This window comes from Thiomicrospira sp. WB1 (assembly GCF_001507535.1).
Taxonomy (GTDB): domain Bacteria; phylum Pseudomonadota; class Gammaproteobacteria; order Thiomicrospirales; family Thiomicrospiraceae; genus Hydrogenovibrio.
The window spans coordinates 42954-57280 of the sequence record NZ_LQBN01000002.1 but is presented as its reverse complement, the minus strand read 5'-3'; the positions used below and the strand labels follow the sequence as shown (position 1 = coordinate 57280).

Annotated in this window: 15 protein-coding genes and 1 tRNA gene; 8 read left to right on the top strand and 8 right to left on the bottom strand. The window is 56.3% G+C overall.

The window, feature by feature from the left end:
* Positions 1-4 precede the first annotated feature (4 nt).
* Positions 5-280, top strand: a complete 276-nt coding sequence (locus AVO41_RS04715) for a TIGR03643 family protein (RefSeq protein ID WP_068583510.1) — start codon at positions 5-7, stop codon at positions 278-280.
* Between the two features lie 77 nt (positions 281-357).
* Here AVO41_RS04715 and AVO41_RS04710 read toward each other — a convergent pair.
* Both AVO41_RS04710 and AVO41_RS04705 read right to left on the bottom strand, forming a co-directional pair.
* A tRNA-Ser gene (locus tag AVO41_RS04710) sits at positions 358-450 on the bottom strand.
* Positions 451-634: 184 nt separating this feature from the next.
* Positions 635-1129, bottom strand: a complete 495-nt coding sequence (locus AVO41_RS04705) for a heme-binding protein (protein ID WP_068583507.1) — start codon at positions 1127-1129, stop codon at positions 635-637.
* 276 nt (positions 1130-1405) lie between these two features.
* Here AVO41_RS04705 and AVO41_RS04700 point away from each other — a divergent pair, with 276 nt between their 5' ends.
* The 3 genes from AVO41_RS04700 to mvaD are packed head-to-tail and all read left to right on the top strand — an operon-like array spanning position 1406 to position 4481.
* Positions 1406-2503, top strand: a complete 1098-nt coding sequence (locus AVO41_RS04700; RefSeq protein WP_068583504.1) for a mevalonate kinase — start codon at positions 1406-1408, stop codon at positions 2501-2503.
* Entirely contained in the window at positions 2500-3450 is a 951-nt protein-coding gene (locus AVO41_RS04695) for a mevalonate kinase (protein ID WP_068583501.1), read from the top strand. The genes AVO41_RS04700 and AVO41_RS04695 overlap by 4 nt, the downstream gene beginning before the upstream one ends.
* Positions 3447-4481, top strand: coding sequence for a diphosphomevalonate decarboxylase (mvaD, locus tag AVO41_RS04690; protein ID WP_068583498.1), 1035 nt, complete (start codon positions 3447-3449; stop codon positions 4479-4481). Before AVO41_RS04695 ends, mvaD begins: the two co-directional genes overlap by 4 nt.
* A 58-nt stretch (positions 4482-4539) precedes the next feature.
* Here mvaD and AVO41_RS04685 read toward each other — a convergent pair whose 3' ends face one another.
* The 4 genes from AVO41_RS04685 to efp all read right to left on the bottom strand — a co-directional run bounded on the left by AVO41_RS04685 (position 4540) and on the right by efp (position 7302).
* On the bottom strand, positions 4540-4950 hold the full coding sequence (locus AVO41_RS04685; protein ID WP_068583496.1) for a ClpXP protease specificity-enhancing factor: 411 nt from the start codon (positions 4948-4950) through the stop codon (positions 4540-4542).
* Between the two features lie 8 nt (positions 4951-4958).
* Positions 4959-5600, bottom strand: coding sequence for a glutathione S-transferase N-terminal domain-containing protein (locus tag AVO41_RS04680; RefSeq protein ID WP_068584751.1), 642 nt, complete (start codon positions 5598-5600; stop codon positions 4959-4961).
* A 132-nt stretch (positions 5601-5732) separates the two neighbouring features.
* The gene (gene epmA / locus AVO41_RS04675) at positions 5733-6755 is read right to left on the bottom strand and encodes an EF-P lysine aminoacylase EpmA (protein WP_068583494.1); all 1023 of its coding nucleotides are present in this window, start codon (positions 6753-6755) and stop codon (positions 5733-5735) included.
* Positions 6733-7302 carry an elongation factor P gene (gene efp / locus AVO41_RS04670; RefSeq protein WP_068583489.1) on the bottom strand — a complete coding sequence of 190 codons (570 nt, stop codon included), beginning with the start codon at positions 7300-7302 and terminating at the stop codon, positions 6733-6735. Before efp ends, epmA begins: the two co-directional genes overlap by 23 nt.
* Before the next feature lie 159 nt (positions 7303-7461).
* Here efp and epmB point away from each other — a divergent pair, with 159 nt between their 5' ends.
* From epmB to AVO41_RS04650, 4 genes are all read left to right on the top strand, one after another.
* On the top strand, positions 7462-8406 hold the full coding sequence (gene epmB / locus AVO41_RS04665; RefSeq protein ID WP_153003487.1) for an EF-P beta-lysylation protein EpmB: 945 nt from the start codon (positions 7462-7464) through the stop codon (positions 8404-8406).
* Between the two features lie 76 nt (positions 8407-8482).
* Positions 8483-9469 (top strand): lysylphosphatidylglycerol synthase transmembrane domain-containing protein, encoded by a 987-nt coding sequence (locus AVO41_RS04660; protein WP_068583487.1) that lies wholly within the window; start codon positions 8483-8485, stop codon positions 9467-9469.
* Positions 9466-10482, top strand: coding sequence for a glycosyltransferase family 2 protein (locus AVO41_RS04655; RefSeq protein ID WP_068583483.1), 1017 nt, complete (start codon positions 9466-9468; stop codon positions 10480-10482). The genes AVO41_RS04660 and AVO41_RS04655 overlap by 4 nt, the downstream gene beginning before the upstream one ends.
* Positions 10483-12126 (top strand): glycosyltransferase family 39 protein, encoded by a 1644-nt coding sequence (locus AVO41_RS04650; protein ID WP_068583481.1) that lies wholly within the window; start codon positions 10483-10485, stop codon positions 12124-12126.
* Here AVO41_RS04650 and lptG read toward each other — a convergent pair.
* A complete protein-coding gene (lptG, locus tag AVO41_RS04645; protein ID WP_068583479.1) occupies positions 12076-13215 on the bottom strand; it encodes an LPS export ABC transporter permease LptG in 1140 nt (379 codons plus the stop codon). The genes AVO41_RS04650 and lptG overlap by 51 nt on opposite strands.
* Complete coding sequence (gene lptF / locus AVO41_RS04640) at positions 13202-14296, bottom strand: LPS export ABC transporter permease LptF (RefSeq protein ID WP_068584747.1); 1095 nt, start codon at positions 14294-14296, stop codon at positions 13202-13204. Before lptF ends, lptG begins: the two co-directional genes overlap by 14 nt.
* Positions 14297-14327 lie beyond the last annotated feature (31 nt).

Genomic DNA, 14327 nt, shown 5'->3' with positions numbered 1-14327 from the left:
CGCCATGTCGACACAACAAGCCGACGCCCCACATCTCTCTGAAGACGATCGCGCCCGCATTATTGAAATGGCCTGGGAAGATCGCACGCCATTTGAAGCCATTGACGCCCAGTTTGCTCTGTCCGAGCAAGCGGTCATTCAGTTAATGCGGCGTGAATTAAAACCCAACAGCTTTCGGCGCTGGCGCAAGCGGGTCAACGGCCGTAAAACCAAACACCTTCAATTAAGGAGCAAAACGGTACAAAGAGGCTATTGCCCAACGCAATACAAACACCGCTAACACAGACGCAGAAAAAGCCGGTCGGCATGCATCAGAAAGAAATCAAATAGAAATTAGAGACAAAAGAGAAGAAAGAATGGCGGTGAAAGAGGGATTCGAACCCTCGATGGAGCTACAAACCCCATACTCCCTTAGCAGGGGAGCGCCTTCAGCCACTCGGCCATTTCACCGTCGAAGTGTGCGCGTATATTAACGTGTCAGTCGCAATTTGTAAACCGTCAAACTGCAATTTTGAGCCGTCTCTGTCCCGCGAACTCAACAAAAAAGCGGTGATCGAAACGACCACCGCTTTGCTGCGAACAATCTTTGCCATTTTAACCAGGCCTGGTCAAAATGGCAGGATCGTGAGGATGATTACATCATTTCCAGGTCCATCTGAATGGATTCAACACCAGCAGCGGCGCATTTCTCGTCGTCCATGCCATCCGGCGCCCCACTGACGCCCACCGCGCCATAGGTCTTGCCACCGGCCTGGATCAGCACGGAACCAGCCATGAAGGCCACACCGAGTTCCTGGCTTTGGAGCGGGCTGTTGGCGCGCCCTTCCAGATCGGAGCCTTTGGCCCCGAATTGAACCGCGGTGTAGGCTTTGTTGCGGCTGATATCCCAGGACACATAAGGGGCCGTGGTGTCACGCAACTGTGCTTGCGGCAGACCATTACGGTCGACAACGGTTGCGGTCACCGGAATCCCCATGTCACTGCAGGCGTCTACTGCCGCCTGCGCCACTTTTTGTGCGGCTGACAAGGTCAGAACACTCTGGGTAATGGCCAGGTCTTCCGCCTTGGCAGGCAGGGCGACAGCCATCGCCAGTGCGGCGGGAACAAACAAACGTGAAAGTGCTTTCATGCGTCACTCCTCTGTATCAGGTTCCAGGTCGAGGCGGCACAGCCACTTATGGAGATGAGCGTAAAATGCCCGACGGCGCCGCACTCAACCCGGAAAACCTCTTTGTGATTCAAATATTATGCTTGAGTACCACTTGGATTATACATTCAAAACTCGGGACATCGCAGCCAAAGGTTTGTGAAAACAATATGCAAGGCAATGTCTTTCCCAAGCGACCACCCCTTCCTCTATAATGCCCGGTAACGAATCGAATCCTGTCACCGGGGCTGTTTATTTATGCAACCAATCCGTCGGACCCTGTGCCACGCGCCAGCCAAACTGATTCTCAGTGGCGAACACGCCGTGGTATACGGTGCACCGGCATTGAGCCTCTGTCTTGACTTGCCGACCCGGTGCGAACTGAACTGGTCGCCATTAGGCACCGACGACGGGTCAACGCTGACCCTTGATCTGCCCGATCTGGGCGTTGAAACCGACATGACCCTGGACCAGTGGCAACGCCTGGCCACCGATGTGGCCGCTCGCCTGAAGCTGCACCAAGACAATCATCTGGCCGTCGACCGGGTTTTGAGCGCGCCCTGGGAGCTGGCCCTGATGGCCTTTCATACGTTTCATGTTCATCATCGTCTTGAACCAGGCCACTGGCGGTGTCGAATTGAGCAGAAGAATGCCTGCCACCTGTCCCTGATGGGCAAGGGACTGGGTAGCTCAGCTGCCATGACGGTTGGCATTCTCAAGGGACTGTGTGCCCACCACCAGTTGCCGGACGACCCGATCACGCTTTTGAGCCTGGCCCAGGAAGTGGAGCATTATCAGCACGGTCATTCCAGCGGTCTGGACCCGGCAACCCTAATTCACGGCGGCCTGGTCCGCTTTGAGCCTCACCGCCCTCCAACATCGCTTGCCAACCAACCTTTTCGCGGCTGGCTCATTGACACAGGGCGTCCGGCCAGCAGCACCGGTCAGGCGGTGGAGACCGTGGCCGAGAGGTACGGCCATGACCATCCGATCTGGGCCCGGTTCCGTCAGACCACCGAGCGCATTCACCAGGCCTGGCAAGATCAGGCCCTGCCATCCCTGAATCAGGAATTGAATGACAATCAGGCCCTGCTGGAAACCATCGGGGTGGTGCCCGAGCGCATTCGCGAATTTATTCAGGCCATGCACCGTCAACTGGATACGCCCGACGCCGTTGCCGGAATCAAATTATGCGGAGCCGGTGCCACGCACGGTCAAAACGGCGGCATCCTACTGGTTCACCATGACCACATCGACACCGAGCTTTGTGATGCCTTTGGTTATGACGCCTTTGCCGTCGAAACCTCTGCCACTGGCGTGCGTTGTCAGGGCATGCACACAAAGGAGCCGACATGATTTCACTGGAAACCAGCGCGCCGGCCAGCACCATGATCTTAGGCGAACACGCGGTGGTACAGGGTCACCCGGCACTGGTTGCAGCGCTGACACCGCGCCTTCGCATTCATTGGCAAAGCCGCGCGGACGATCAGTTGCGCATTGAATCAGCACTGGGAAATCTGACCAGTCGCTGGCACACTCTGAGCGTCGCCCAATGCCCGGAACTGAAATGGGTGATCACCGCATTGCTGAGCCAGCGTCCGGCGCTCGAGCATTCGGGCTGGACCCTCAGCATTGACAGCGACATCGACCCCACTCAGGGTTTGGGTAGCTCCGCCGCCCTGGTGGCGGCACTGGTCAGTGGCCTGGCCTGGCTGACCCGGGGCCCCACCGACACCGAATCCTTGTTTCAAACGGGGCTGACCCTGATTCATCAACTGCAAGGGCGTGGCTCCGGTGCCGACCTGGCCGCCAGTCTCAGCGGCGGGTTGGTCAAATTCATGCCGGGAACACCCCCAAAGATCGAACGCGTTTCCGCCCCGCTGGCACTGACGCTGGCCTACAGTGGTTATAAAACCCCCACAGCGGAGGTTCTGGAGTGGGTTGACGCGCAATGGGCCGCTTTGCGCCCCGTTCAGGATGGGCTCTATCAGCAGATGGGCCAGGCCACGCAGGCCGCCTTTGAAGCCCTGACTCAAGACCGTCTGGATGATTTTTTTCGACTGGTGCGTCATTATCAGGGCTTAATGCATGCACTGGGCGTCAGCGATGCCCGCCTGAGCGAACTGGTCTGGGACTTGCAACAACGTTGGCCGGCCTCTAAGATTTCCGGCTCAGGACTGGGCGACTGCGTACTCGGCATCGGGCTAAGTAAACACGCCCAAACCACCGGCGACCCTGTCTGGCCACTGAGCGAACAGGGCGTACAGATCAAACCGGCCGAAAACGGAGAGCTTTTACCATGACCGCCACACCGGACCCACGCAAACAATTCGTCCGCCAGGTGCTCAATCAGGCCCAGACACTTGGGCTCAGCCAACCCGCCGAAGGCGAAGCTGACGCGCCCGTCAACATCGCTCTGTGCAAATACTGGGGCAAACGCGACCCGGTACTGAATCTGCCCGTCAACAGCAGCCTGTCAATAAGCTTGCCCGGGTTTGGCACCACCACCCGCCTGCTCTGGCGCCCGGACAGCGATGTCACCGGCTTGCAGCGGCTCACTTTAAATGGCACCCCCATTTCTCCGGAAGACCCGGTGTTTCAGCGACTGGCGGCCTTTCTGGCTCTGTTTCCGGCTGCGGATCAGGGACGGTTTGACATCGACACCCACAACCAGGTGCCCACCGCAGCCGGACTGGCCTCCTCCGCGTCCGGGTTTGCCGCCTTGGTCAAGGTGATGAACCAGGCATTTGGCTGGGAACTGTCGCAGGAGAAGTGCTCGTTGCTGGCGCGGCTTGGCAGCGGCAGCGCCAGCCGATCACTTTATGATGGCTTTGCCATCTGGCATCAGGGATTACGTGCCGATGGCCTCGACAGTTATGCCACGGCGTTACCGCAGGTCTGGCCATCTCTGTGTGTGGGGCTGGTGGAAGTCGATACGTCTCAAAAATCAATCGGTTCCACCGCGGGCATGCAACAGACCGTCTCGGACTGTGATTTATACCAGGCCTGGCCAAAACAGGCACAAAAGGCCCTGTCGACGCTGCAACTGGCACTCGAAACCCAGGACTTCGCCACCCTTGGCAAAACCGCCGAACACAATGCCCTGAGCATGCATGCCACCATGATTGCCACCTGGCCGCCGATTCTCTACTGGCAGCCGCAAAGCGTTGCGGCGATGCAAACCGTCTGGCAACTTCGGGCCGACGGTGTGGGGGTGTACTTCACCATGGACGCCGGCCCGAACTTGAAGTTATTGTTTGAAGAACAAGACAGGCCCGCGGTCGAGCAAGCCTTTGGCAACCTGACCATTCTGCGGCCGTTTGCCAGAGCCTGACCGCCACCCAAATAAAAAAAGCCGCAAAAGCGGCTTTTGGTCAGACAACATTTGAACGTTACTTCACCACGCTGAGGTGGCTGCGTTTTTTCGGTTTATCTGACTTGGTTTGCGAATCCGTGCGCGTGCCGTCGTCCGAACCGGCGTCCTCGTCGGGATAAGGCTCGGGAGGAAACGGCATACCCTGGCCGTTTTCACGCGCAAAAATCGCCAGAACCGCTTCAGGCGGAAAATGCAACTTGCGCTCAATGCCGCTGAAACGCGCCTTGAAGCGAATTTCATCGTTGGTGATTTCCAGCGCCCGCACCGCATCCGGGTGAACATTGAGCACAATCATGCCGTCCTTGGCGAACTCCTGCGGCACTTCGATCCAGGGGTAATTGGCATCGACCTGCAAATGCGGGGTCCACTCATTGTCGACAATCCATTCGAACAGAGCTCGAATCAGATAGGGGCGATTTGAAATCATACGGCTCCTTAAATGACGTCTCGCATGTCCAGCTCGTCGTCCGACAGACTTTCTGGAAAGACTTCTCTGGCGAGCACTTTTTCGGCGTAATCCTTGACCGGCTTGGCGGACTTGGGCAGTTCAATGCCCAGATACGGCAGTCGCCACATCAGCACCGCCAGACTCACATCCACCAGCGAATATTCGTCGTTCATAAAATAAGGCTGGTGTTCAAATACCGGAATCATCTGGATCAAGCGTTCCTGTAGATCACGACGAGCGGTTTTGACCGCTTTTTCGTCATCCGACTGGGTAATGGTGTCGGCAAGCGAGTACCACTCCACTTCGATTTGACGCAGCATCTGACGAGACCGCGCCTTGGAAATCGGGTCCACTGACAGCAACGGCGGGTGCGGGAAACGCTCATCCAGATATTCGATGATGACCTGCGGGTCATACAACACCAGATCACGATCAACCAGGGTGGGCAGGGTTCCGTAGGGGTTCAGCTCCACCAGGTCTTCGGGCATGCCCTCCGAGGTGTCCACCTCAACGATTTCCATCGGAATGTCTTTTTCCTTGGCCATCAGACGCACGCGGTGCGAACTGGGGCTTTTGGAATCGGAAAAAAGGGTCATCACAGAACGTTGTGTGATCGGCAGATCGGACATGGCTGTCTCCTGAATCGAAATAATCAGCGTCATGACTCGCCTGAGCGACATCATTACACCTGGGGTTAAGTGTACTAACCGTATTATACCCTGCCCGTCAAGCCCCTGACCTGCGATGATCATGAAGTTAAATCAGGCGCGTTCAAACCCAAACGGCATCACCGCGCTAATCGACTTGGCACTTAATCCCAGTGCGATCAAACGGTCCACCCCGAGTGCCACGCCAGCACAATCGGGCAATCCACCTTGTTCCAAGGCCTCCAGCAGACGCTGGTCCAGCGGCACAACCGGTTTGCCCAGCTGCTGGCGCGCTTGCCGTTCCCGCTCAAAACGATGACGATGCTCAGCGGGGGATTGCAATTCCTGGTAGCCATTGGCCAGCTCTTCACCAGCCACATAGGCTTCAAAACGCAGCGCCCAGCGCTCATCCTGTGGGTCTTGTTGCGCCAATGATGCCTGATCCAGCGGGTAATGGGTCACACAGGTCACCCGGTCATGCCCCAGCTGTGGTTCAATCACCTCGGTGAACACCAGTTGCGCCCAGAGATCGGTCTCGTCCTCACTCAACCCGGTGACCGGTGCCGCCCCTTTTGTCGCCAGGCAGGCCTGGTAAGTTTCGGCATTCGCAGACAGGGGGTCGTCAATGCCTGCATAGCGAGCAAACGCTTCTTCCCAGCGAATCGACTCCATCGGCTGGGCCAATGGCCGTCCCAGCAGTGCCAGCGTGCCTTCAATCACGTGTGCGGTTTCCTGCTGCATTTGATACAGGTCAAAGCCCAGTCGATACCACTCCAACAGGGTGAACTCGATTTGATGGCGACGCCCCAGGTCACCGTCGCGAAACACTTTCCCCAAATAGAACAGGTCCCCCGAACCGGCACAAAGCAGACGCTTCAAGGGGTATTCGGGCGAGGTGTGCAGATATCGGATCTGCGAATCTGCCTGACCGGGCACGTTTACCGCCACTTTAAGGGAGTCCAGATGCACGTCCGGAGTGGCTGCCTCCGAAAGCATGGGCGTGTCGACTTCGAGCAGATCGCGCTCATAAAAAAACGCCCGCAGATGCGCCAGGCATTGCGAGCGTTTTTTCAGCACGGCCAGATCGGCGCTGGGCCGCCAATCGACGGCTGGCTCAGTCTTTGGCACGTGACACATATTCACCGGTCTGTGTATTACAGATCAGTTTTTCGCCAATCTGCACAAACAAAGGCACCTGCACCACGGCACCGGTAGACAGGGTCGCGGGCTTGCCGCCGGTACCGGCGGTGTCGCCTTTCAAACCGGGATCGGTTTCCACCACTTCCAGAGTGACCTGAGTCGGTGGCGTCACCGAAATCGGGTCGTCGTTCCAGAGCGTGACGGTGCACATGTCCTGTTCCACCAGCCATTTGTCCATATCAGCCACGGCCGCGGCGCTGGCCTGATACTGCTCAAAGCTGCCCGGGTCCATAAAATGCCAGAATTCCCCATCGTTGTACAGATACTGAAGATCGACTTCCATGACATCGGCGGCTTCCACTTTTTCACCGGATTTAAAGGTTTTTTCCAGCACCTTGCCAGTGATCAGGTTGCGAAACTTGACCCGGTTGAACGCCTGGCCTTTGCCCGGCTTGACCAGCTCATTTTCGATGATGTTACAAGGCTGACCGTCCATCAGAAATTTGAGGCCACCTTTGAATTCATTGGTACTGACTGTTGCCATATTGGATTCCTCTTCGCGTTTGTCCGCTTGACACAACGGTGCGCAAACCGCTGCGAAAAAGCGCCGATTCAGTTAAAATTGTGCGGTATTTTACATCAAACCCTTGATCATGTTCGAGTTTCCCGGGAGACTGCTATTTATCCGCCCAAACGCCAAAGTGTGACGCTGGAGCGCTTGCTCGCATCGCTGGCGCTGGACCCCAACGCCAGCGACGCCCCCGAGCTGGATGTCGAGTCGGCGTTTCCGGTTCGCATCCCCGCGCATTTTCAGGCGCAAATGCAACCGGGCGACTGGCAGGACCCTTTATTGCGCCAGGTGCTGCCGTTGGCCGAAGAAAGCCTAGACGTTGACGGCTATGAGGCCGATCCGGTCGGTGATGCCAAGGCCAGTCTGCAACCGGCGCTGATCCAGAAATACGCCGGGCGGGCGCTATTGATTGCCAGCCCCAAGTGCGACATCCATTGCCGTTACTGCTTTCGCCGCCACTACCCTTATGAGGAGGCACGCCAGACCCACTGGCAGTCAGCTCTGGTACATCTGCAGGACCGGCCGGACATTGAAGAACTGATTTTAAGCGGCGGCGACCCATTGAGTTTGAGTACCGGCGCGCTGTGTGACCTGTTGGATGCCATTGAAGCGCTCCCCCACTTAACCACACTGCGAATACACTCGCGCACACCGGTGGTCGCGCCCCAACGCATCGCCTCGCAACTGATTGAACGCTTGCAGCAACTGCCTTTGTCCATCGTCCTAGTGAGCCACTGCAACCATGCGCACGAACTGAGCGATGAAACCCATGCGCTGTTTCAACGGCTCCAATCAGCCGGTGTCACCCTGCTGAATCAAACCGTGCTGCTCAAAGGCATCAATGACTCGGCAGACATTCTGGCGGACTTGAGTCGGCGCCTGTTTTCCCAGGGCGTTTTGCCCTACTATTGCCACCAGCTTGACAAGGTGGCGGGCGCGGCGCATTTTGACCTGCCCGACCGGCAGGCCTGGTTCATTTTTGATCAATTGCGACAGCGACTGCCCGGTTACCTTGTGCCGAAACTGGTCCGAGAAGAGGCTGGCGAACCCTATAAAACACTGGTGTGCTCACCATGAGTTCACGCCACCTTCGCCACAGACGAACCTTTTCACTTCGCTTTCAGGCTATGATAAACCTCTGAACCAAACCGCCGTGACAACCCCATTACTGACACCGAGACCCAAAAAGGAGCAAGCCATCCAATCGTCTTCCCTCTCAAACGAGCGTAAATTTCCTCGGCCCGGTTGGCTGAAATGGACGCTGTCGGCTGTCTTTTTAATCGCGGTGGTGGCAGTGATTCACCACTGGCTCGGCTGGTCACGCCTGTGGCAGGCCTGGCAGATGCTGAGCGAGCTGGAAATTATCAGCGTGGTGGGCCTGCTTTTGCTCAGTTACCATTTTCGGGCGCTGCGCATCTTTTATTATTTTCGTCATCAAGGGCCCGTGACCCGGCTCGGCTGTGACAAACTGGTGCTTAATCACACGGCCTGGAACAATTTTCTGCCCATGCGTTCAGGGGAATTGAGCTACCCGTTACTGGTTAAACGTTATTTTGGCATCGGCTACAGTCGCTCCCTGGCCAGCCTGTTGTGGTTGAGACTGATGGATCTGCATACACTGGTCATGCTTGGACTAGGCTTGGTCTGGGTGATTTGGCCGCACTGGGCCCTGGCGCCACTGATGGGGTTTGTGCTCGCGATGCCATTGCTCACATTTGGTCTTAAGCGCCGTTTGAAACAATGGAACCGCCAGCGGTCCGAGCGCATCGATCAGGCTTTGGATGGGCTGCCCCACCATCTGCCCTTGCTTTTCAAACTTTGGGCACTGACCTGGTTGAACTGGGGAGGCAAGCTGGTATTATTCATTCTGGTCATTCAGGCAATGACCGAGCTGCCGGTCTCTCTGGCCATGGCAGCGGCCATTGGCGGCGAATTGTCCAGCGTACTGCCCATCCATGGCCTGGCTGGTTTCGGCACCTATGAAGCGGGCATGATGGTGCCATTGCTCTGGGCACAAGCCGACCCGAAAGCGTTATTGGCCGCCGCGGTCAATGTTCATCTGTTAATTTTAGGCGCCAGTGCACTGGGGCTGGTGGTGGCTCAATGGCTGCCCGCAACCGAAAAGAGACACACATTATGACCGACACCGCGACCACCGTATCCATTGTAATCCCGCTCTACAATGAGCAGGACAATGTTCACCCCTTGGTGGACAAGGTTATGGACGCCTTGCAAGGGTTTGAATCTCAGTGGGAGCTGATTCTGGTCAACGACGGTTCCCGCGACCTGACCTATGAGCGCTTACAGGCTATCGCCACCGAACACGCGTTTGTGCACCCCATCCATCTGCAACGCAATTTTGGTCAGACCGCTGCAATGCAGGCCGGCATTGATGCCGCACGTGGCAACGTCATTGTCACGCTGGACGGCGATTTACAGAATGACCCGATTGACATCCCGCGCATGGTTCGCCGCCTGATTGACGATGACCTCGATCTGGTTGCCGGCTGGCGCAAAAACCGCAAAGACGGTCTCTGGCTGCGAAAGATCCCTTCGCGCATTGCCAACCGGTTGATTGGTAAAATCACCGGCGTGCGCCTGAACGACTATGGCTGTTCACTCAAAGCATTTCGCGCCAAGGTGCTCAAATCCATCACCCTGTTTGGCGAGATGCACCGCTTCATACCCGCCTGGCTGGCGACCGAAACCCACCCGGACCGCATCAAGGAAGAAGTGGTCACCCATCATCCACGCATTCATGGAGAGTCCAAATACGGGCTTTCACGCACTTTTCGTGTGGTGATTGATTTATTGTTTATGTATTTCTACATGCGTTTTCGCGGGCGCCCCGGTCATTTTTTCGGTCAGGCAGGCCTGGTCTCCAGCGGACTGGGCGGCATGGGACTGTTTTACCTGTTTGTGCTGAAGCTGTTGGGCGAAGACATCGGCGACCGGCCGCTTTTGATCACCTCTGTCATGCTGGTGATCCTGGGCGTTCAGTTGATTCTGACCGGCGTGCTCGCCGAGCTGATCACCCGCATCTACTATTCGGCTTCGGATCGCAAGTTTTATACGGTGATGACGCCTGACACAGAAACGCCTGCGGCGGAAGAAGGCTGGCAGACACCCATTCAATCGCGTCAGGATGACTGAATGAGCACCCAGGCTCAGAGCCAGACAACGTCTTTGTCGGTATCACAGTGGCTGTGGTTACTCCTGGTCCTAGGCGTGAGCACCTTCTTTCAACTGGGCGCCGTCCCCCTTTTCGATCTGGATGAGGGCGCCTTTGCCGAAGCCACACGCGAAATGCTGGCAAGCGGGGATTATATTTCCACCTGGTTGAATGGCGAACCCCGTTTTGACAAACCCGTTCTGATTCATTGGCTGCAGGCCGCCAGCCTTACTCTGTTCGGGCAAAATGAGTGGGCCGTGCGTCTGCCGTCGGCGCTGGCAGGCGCAACCACCCTGCTGGTGCTGTTTGTTTTTATGCGCCGTCATCGCGACGCTCAAACCGCACTACTGGTCGTAGCCATGACCGGGTTGAGTCTGAACATCGCCCTGATTTTCAAAGCCGCTACGGCGGATGCCTTGCTGATCTTGTTTTTAACCTCGACTTTGCTCGGCATCTACGAGTATTTCGTTCGTCCTCGCACATCAGTTCTAGTCGGCATTTACGCCTTGATGGGGCTCGGGTTGCTGACCAAAGGCCCTGTTGCCGTCTTTTTCCCAGTTCTGATCTCTTTCATTTTTTTCGGCTGGAATCGCCGCTGGCAGGACTGGTGGCGCGCTATTTTCTTCCTACCGGGCTGGGGCGTCATGCTTGCCATCGCCCTGCCCTGGTATCTGCTGCAATACCAGCAAATGGGGCAAGCCTTCATCGACGGTTTTTTCTTTCAGCATAACCTATCGCGTTTTGACAGCGCCATGGAAGAACATGAGGGGTCCGTTTTTTATTATTTGCCGGTCCTATTGCTGTCGTTTGTGCCTTTCTGGGCTTTGATAAAACCGGCCTGGGAGGCGCGTGGCAAGGGACAACCGGCCTCACTTAGCCAATATGCCCTGATCTGGTTGCTGACGGTGGTGATTTTCTTCAGTCTTTCCGGCACCAAATTACCCCACTACATCAATTATGGCCTGCCCGGCCTGATGATCTGGCTTTCCCTGTTTCACACCGCCTTGTCCGACAGCCGATGGCACCTGTGGCCGAGTTGGCTTATGCTCGGCTTTTTATGGGGACTGCCCAACTTACTGGTGGCCATGTCTGGCCAGGTAGAACATATCTATTACCAAAGTGTGTTGGCAGAGTTTGATCAGACCGCCCACGAGATCCACTGGTACGCTTGGATGAGCGGGATCACCGTGTTACTGCTATGGATTCAAATAAGCCGCCTGAACAACGTGCAACGGCTAATCGGATCCGCAGTGCTGGTGATGCTGGCATTTTTGGTGTTGGTCTCGCCGGTGACGGCTCAGCTTCAACAGGGCCCGATCAAGCAGGCGGCCCTTACCGCCAAGGCCCTGGACAAACCGGCGGTGCTTTGGCGCTTTAACCGCCCAAGCTTCAGCTTCTACGTCGACGCCATCACCCCTAAACGCAAGCCCCAGCCCGGCGAGCTGGCGCTTATGCAAACCACCAAGCGCGAACGAATCGACTTTCCATACCGCGTGCACTATCAGCAACGTCAGGTCATGCTGATTGAACGATTAAGCGAGGAGTCGCAACACGAGAAAGACATTGTAGGGCGATCAACGCCGACGAGCGAGCAGCCACCCGGCCAGAAGAACCAGAACCAGTGAGGGCAAAAACGCTCCCAGAAAAGCAGGCAATTGGTAAACCACGCTCAAATTACCGAACACCTGATTAAGCAGGTGAAAGCTCAGACCGATCAAAACGCCCACAAACACCCTTTGCCCCATGCTCACCTGACGCTGGGACCCAAACACCAGCGGGAACACCATCAACAGCATGCCCACCTGCACAAACGGCATGGCAATTTTGCGCCAGAAGGCCAGTTTGAAATGCTCGGCATCCAGTTCATTGGCTTCAAGAAAACCAATGTAATCATAGAGATCCAACACCCCCATATGTCGGGTTTTCACACTCAGACGCTGTAACTGTTCCGGCGTCAATGAAAACAGGAAGGGGGTTTTTGCCAGGGTTTGCTGAGTACGTTGCAGCCACTGATGCGAGGACGAAGCCGGCTGACCCAGCGCCTCTTGAGCCTGGTTCAAAAGGTTGGCAACCTCGGCATCGGCCTCCCAGCTCAGCCGATTCTGGCGGGCTTTGAGCAACACCCATTCACCATTTCGATATTCCGCGCGTTTGGCTTGCGTCCAGCTCTGCAAACGTGACTGATTCAATTCGTAGACACGCACATTCAAAAAAACCTGATCGGACACGACCTTACCGATGTGGACCAACCGATTGCGTTCACGTACCCAGAGATCGCGACCCTGGCCAATTGAAAAATTCTCATGCAGTGCTTCCATGCGCACCTTTTCAGCCGCCACTTCGGACTTGGGTGCCAGCCCCTCTCCCAAAACAAAAAACAACGCCCATAACAGCGCCACCGATTTCATCAATGCCCAAAAAATCCGGGGCAAGGACCAGCCGGTCACCCGCAACACAATCAGCTCAGACTGATTGGCCAGCCCGCCCAGACCGATCAGTGCGCCGATGAGCACCGCCAGTGGAAACAGTTCATACCCATACACCGGCAGCTTAAACAGGCTGTAATGCACCACTTCGGCCAGCCCGTAATCCTTTTCCATCTTGCCAAGCTGATTGAGAAACTCAAAAAACACAAACAGGCTCAACAACACCAGCAGCACCAGCAACGCATGTTGAACCAATACCCGTCCCAGATAACGCTCAATTCGGTTCATGCATCCTCCTCGCCCGGGGTTTATTCACCCCTCGGCGCCAACCATCCAAGGTGAGCGCATAGATCAAAAACACGATCCACACGGGCCAAAGGCCAACGACCAACGGCCATTCTCCTTCCCCCATCATGGAGCGCAAACTGATCAGCAACTGGTAATAGGTCACATACAGGACCAGCGCCAGTGCAATTTTGGCAAAACGTCCCTGGCGAGGGCCTGTTCGGCTGAGTTTTAACCCCAATAAACCCATGATCAAGACGCTCACCGGCGCACTGAGTCGCCACTGCCACTGAGCCTGATGGGCTGGATCGTTCGAGCCCATCAATGCCTGATTGCTCATTTCCTCCTCCCCCGGCGCACTGCGACGTGCCTGAAAACTGGGCAAAAAACCTTCAAACCGTTCAAATTCTCGTACAGAGAAATCCTCTGGGCGATTCACGGATTCATAGATGGCCCCATCAAACAGAACCAGCGCCAAACGCTCGTCAATTGTTTCAAACTGCCCTTGTGGGGCCATCAGAATGGTTTCACCCCGTGACCGGGTTGGGGCCAGACGGATCCAGACATCGGTCATCTCCGATTGGTCGGTCAGAGTACGGGTATAAAACACCCCCTGCTTGGCTGGCAGTTCGTTAAAACGCCCCGGCGTCAGCGCCGTGACCGGTGACATCGATTGCGCCTGATCCATCAGCACGCGTGATTGCTGGTGACTCCAGGGCGCAACCCAGCCACTAACCCAGGCCGTCAGCGCCACCAGGGGCAGCAGAAAGACAAGCAGCCGTTTCTGAAACCAGCGCAGGGAAACGCCACAACTTTGCAGCACCACCATCTCCTGGTCCTGATACAGCCGCCCCATGGCCAGCATCACACTCAGCAACGCCACCAAAGGCAGAATAATCTCCAGCGCCGGTGGAATTTTATAAATCAGCAATGACAACACCAGGCCTGGTGGAATATCCCCCTCCACCGCCACCGCCAGCAGACGGGTGGCCTCGGACCCAAATGCCACCAACAGCAACACACTGAGCACGGCCATCCATGTGGCCAACAAAGAACGAAACAGGTACCGGTCAAGAATTCGCAAAAAAAACCACCAACGGTTAGAATATTTGGCA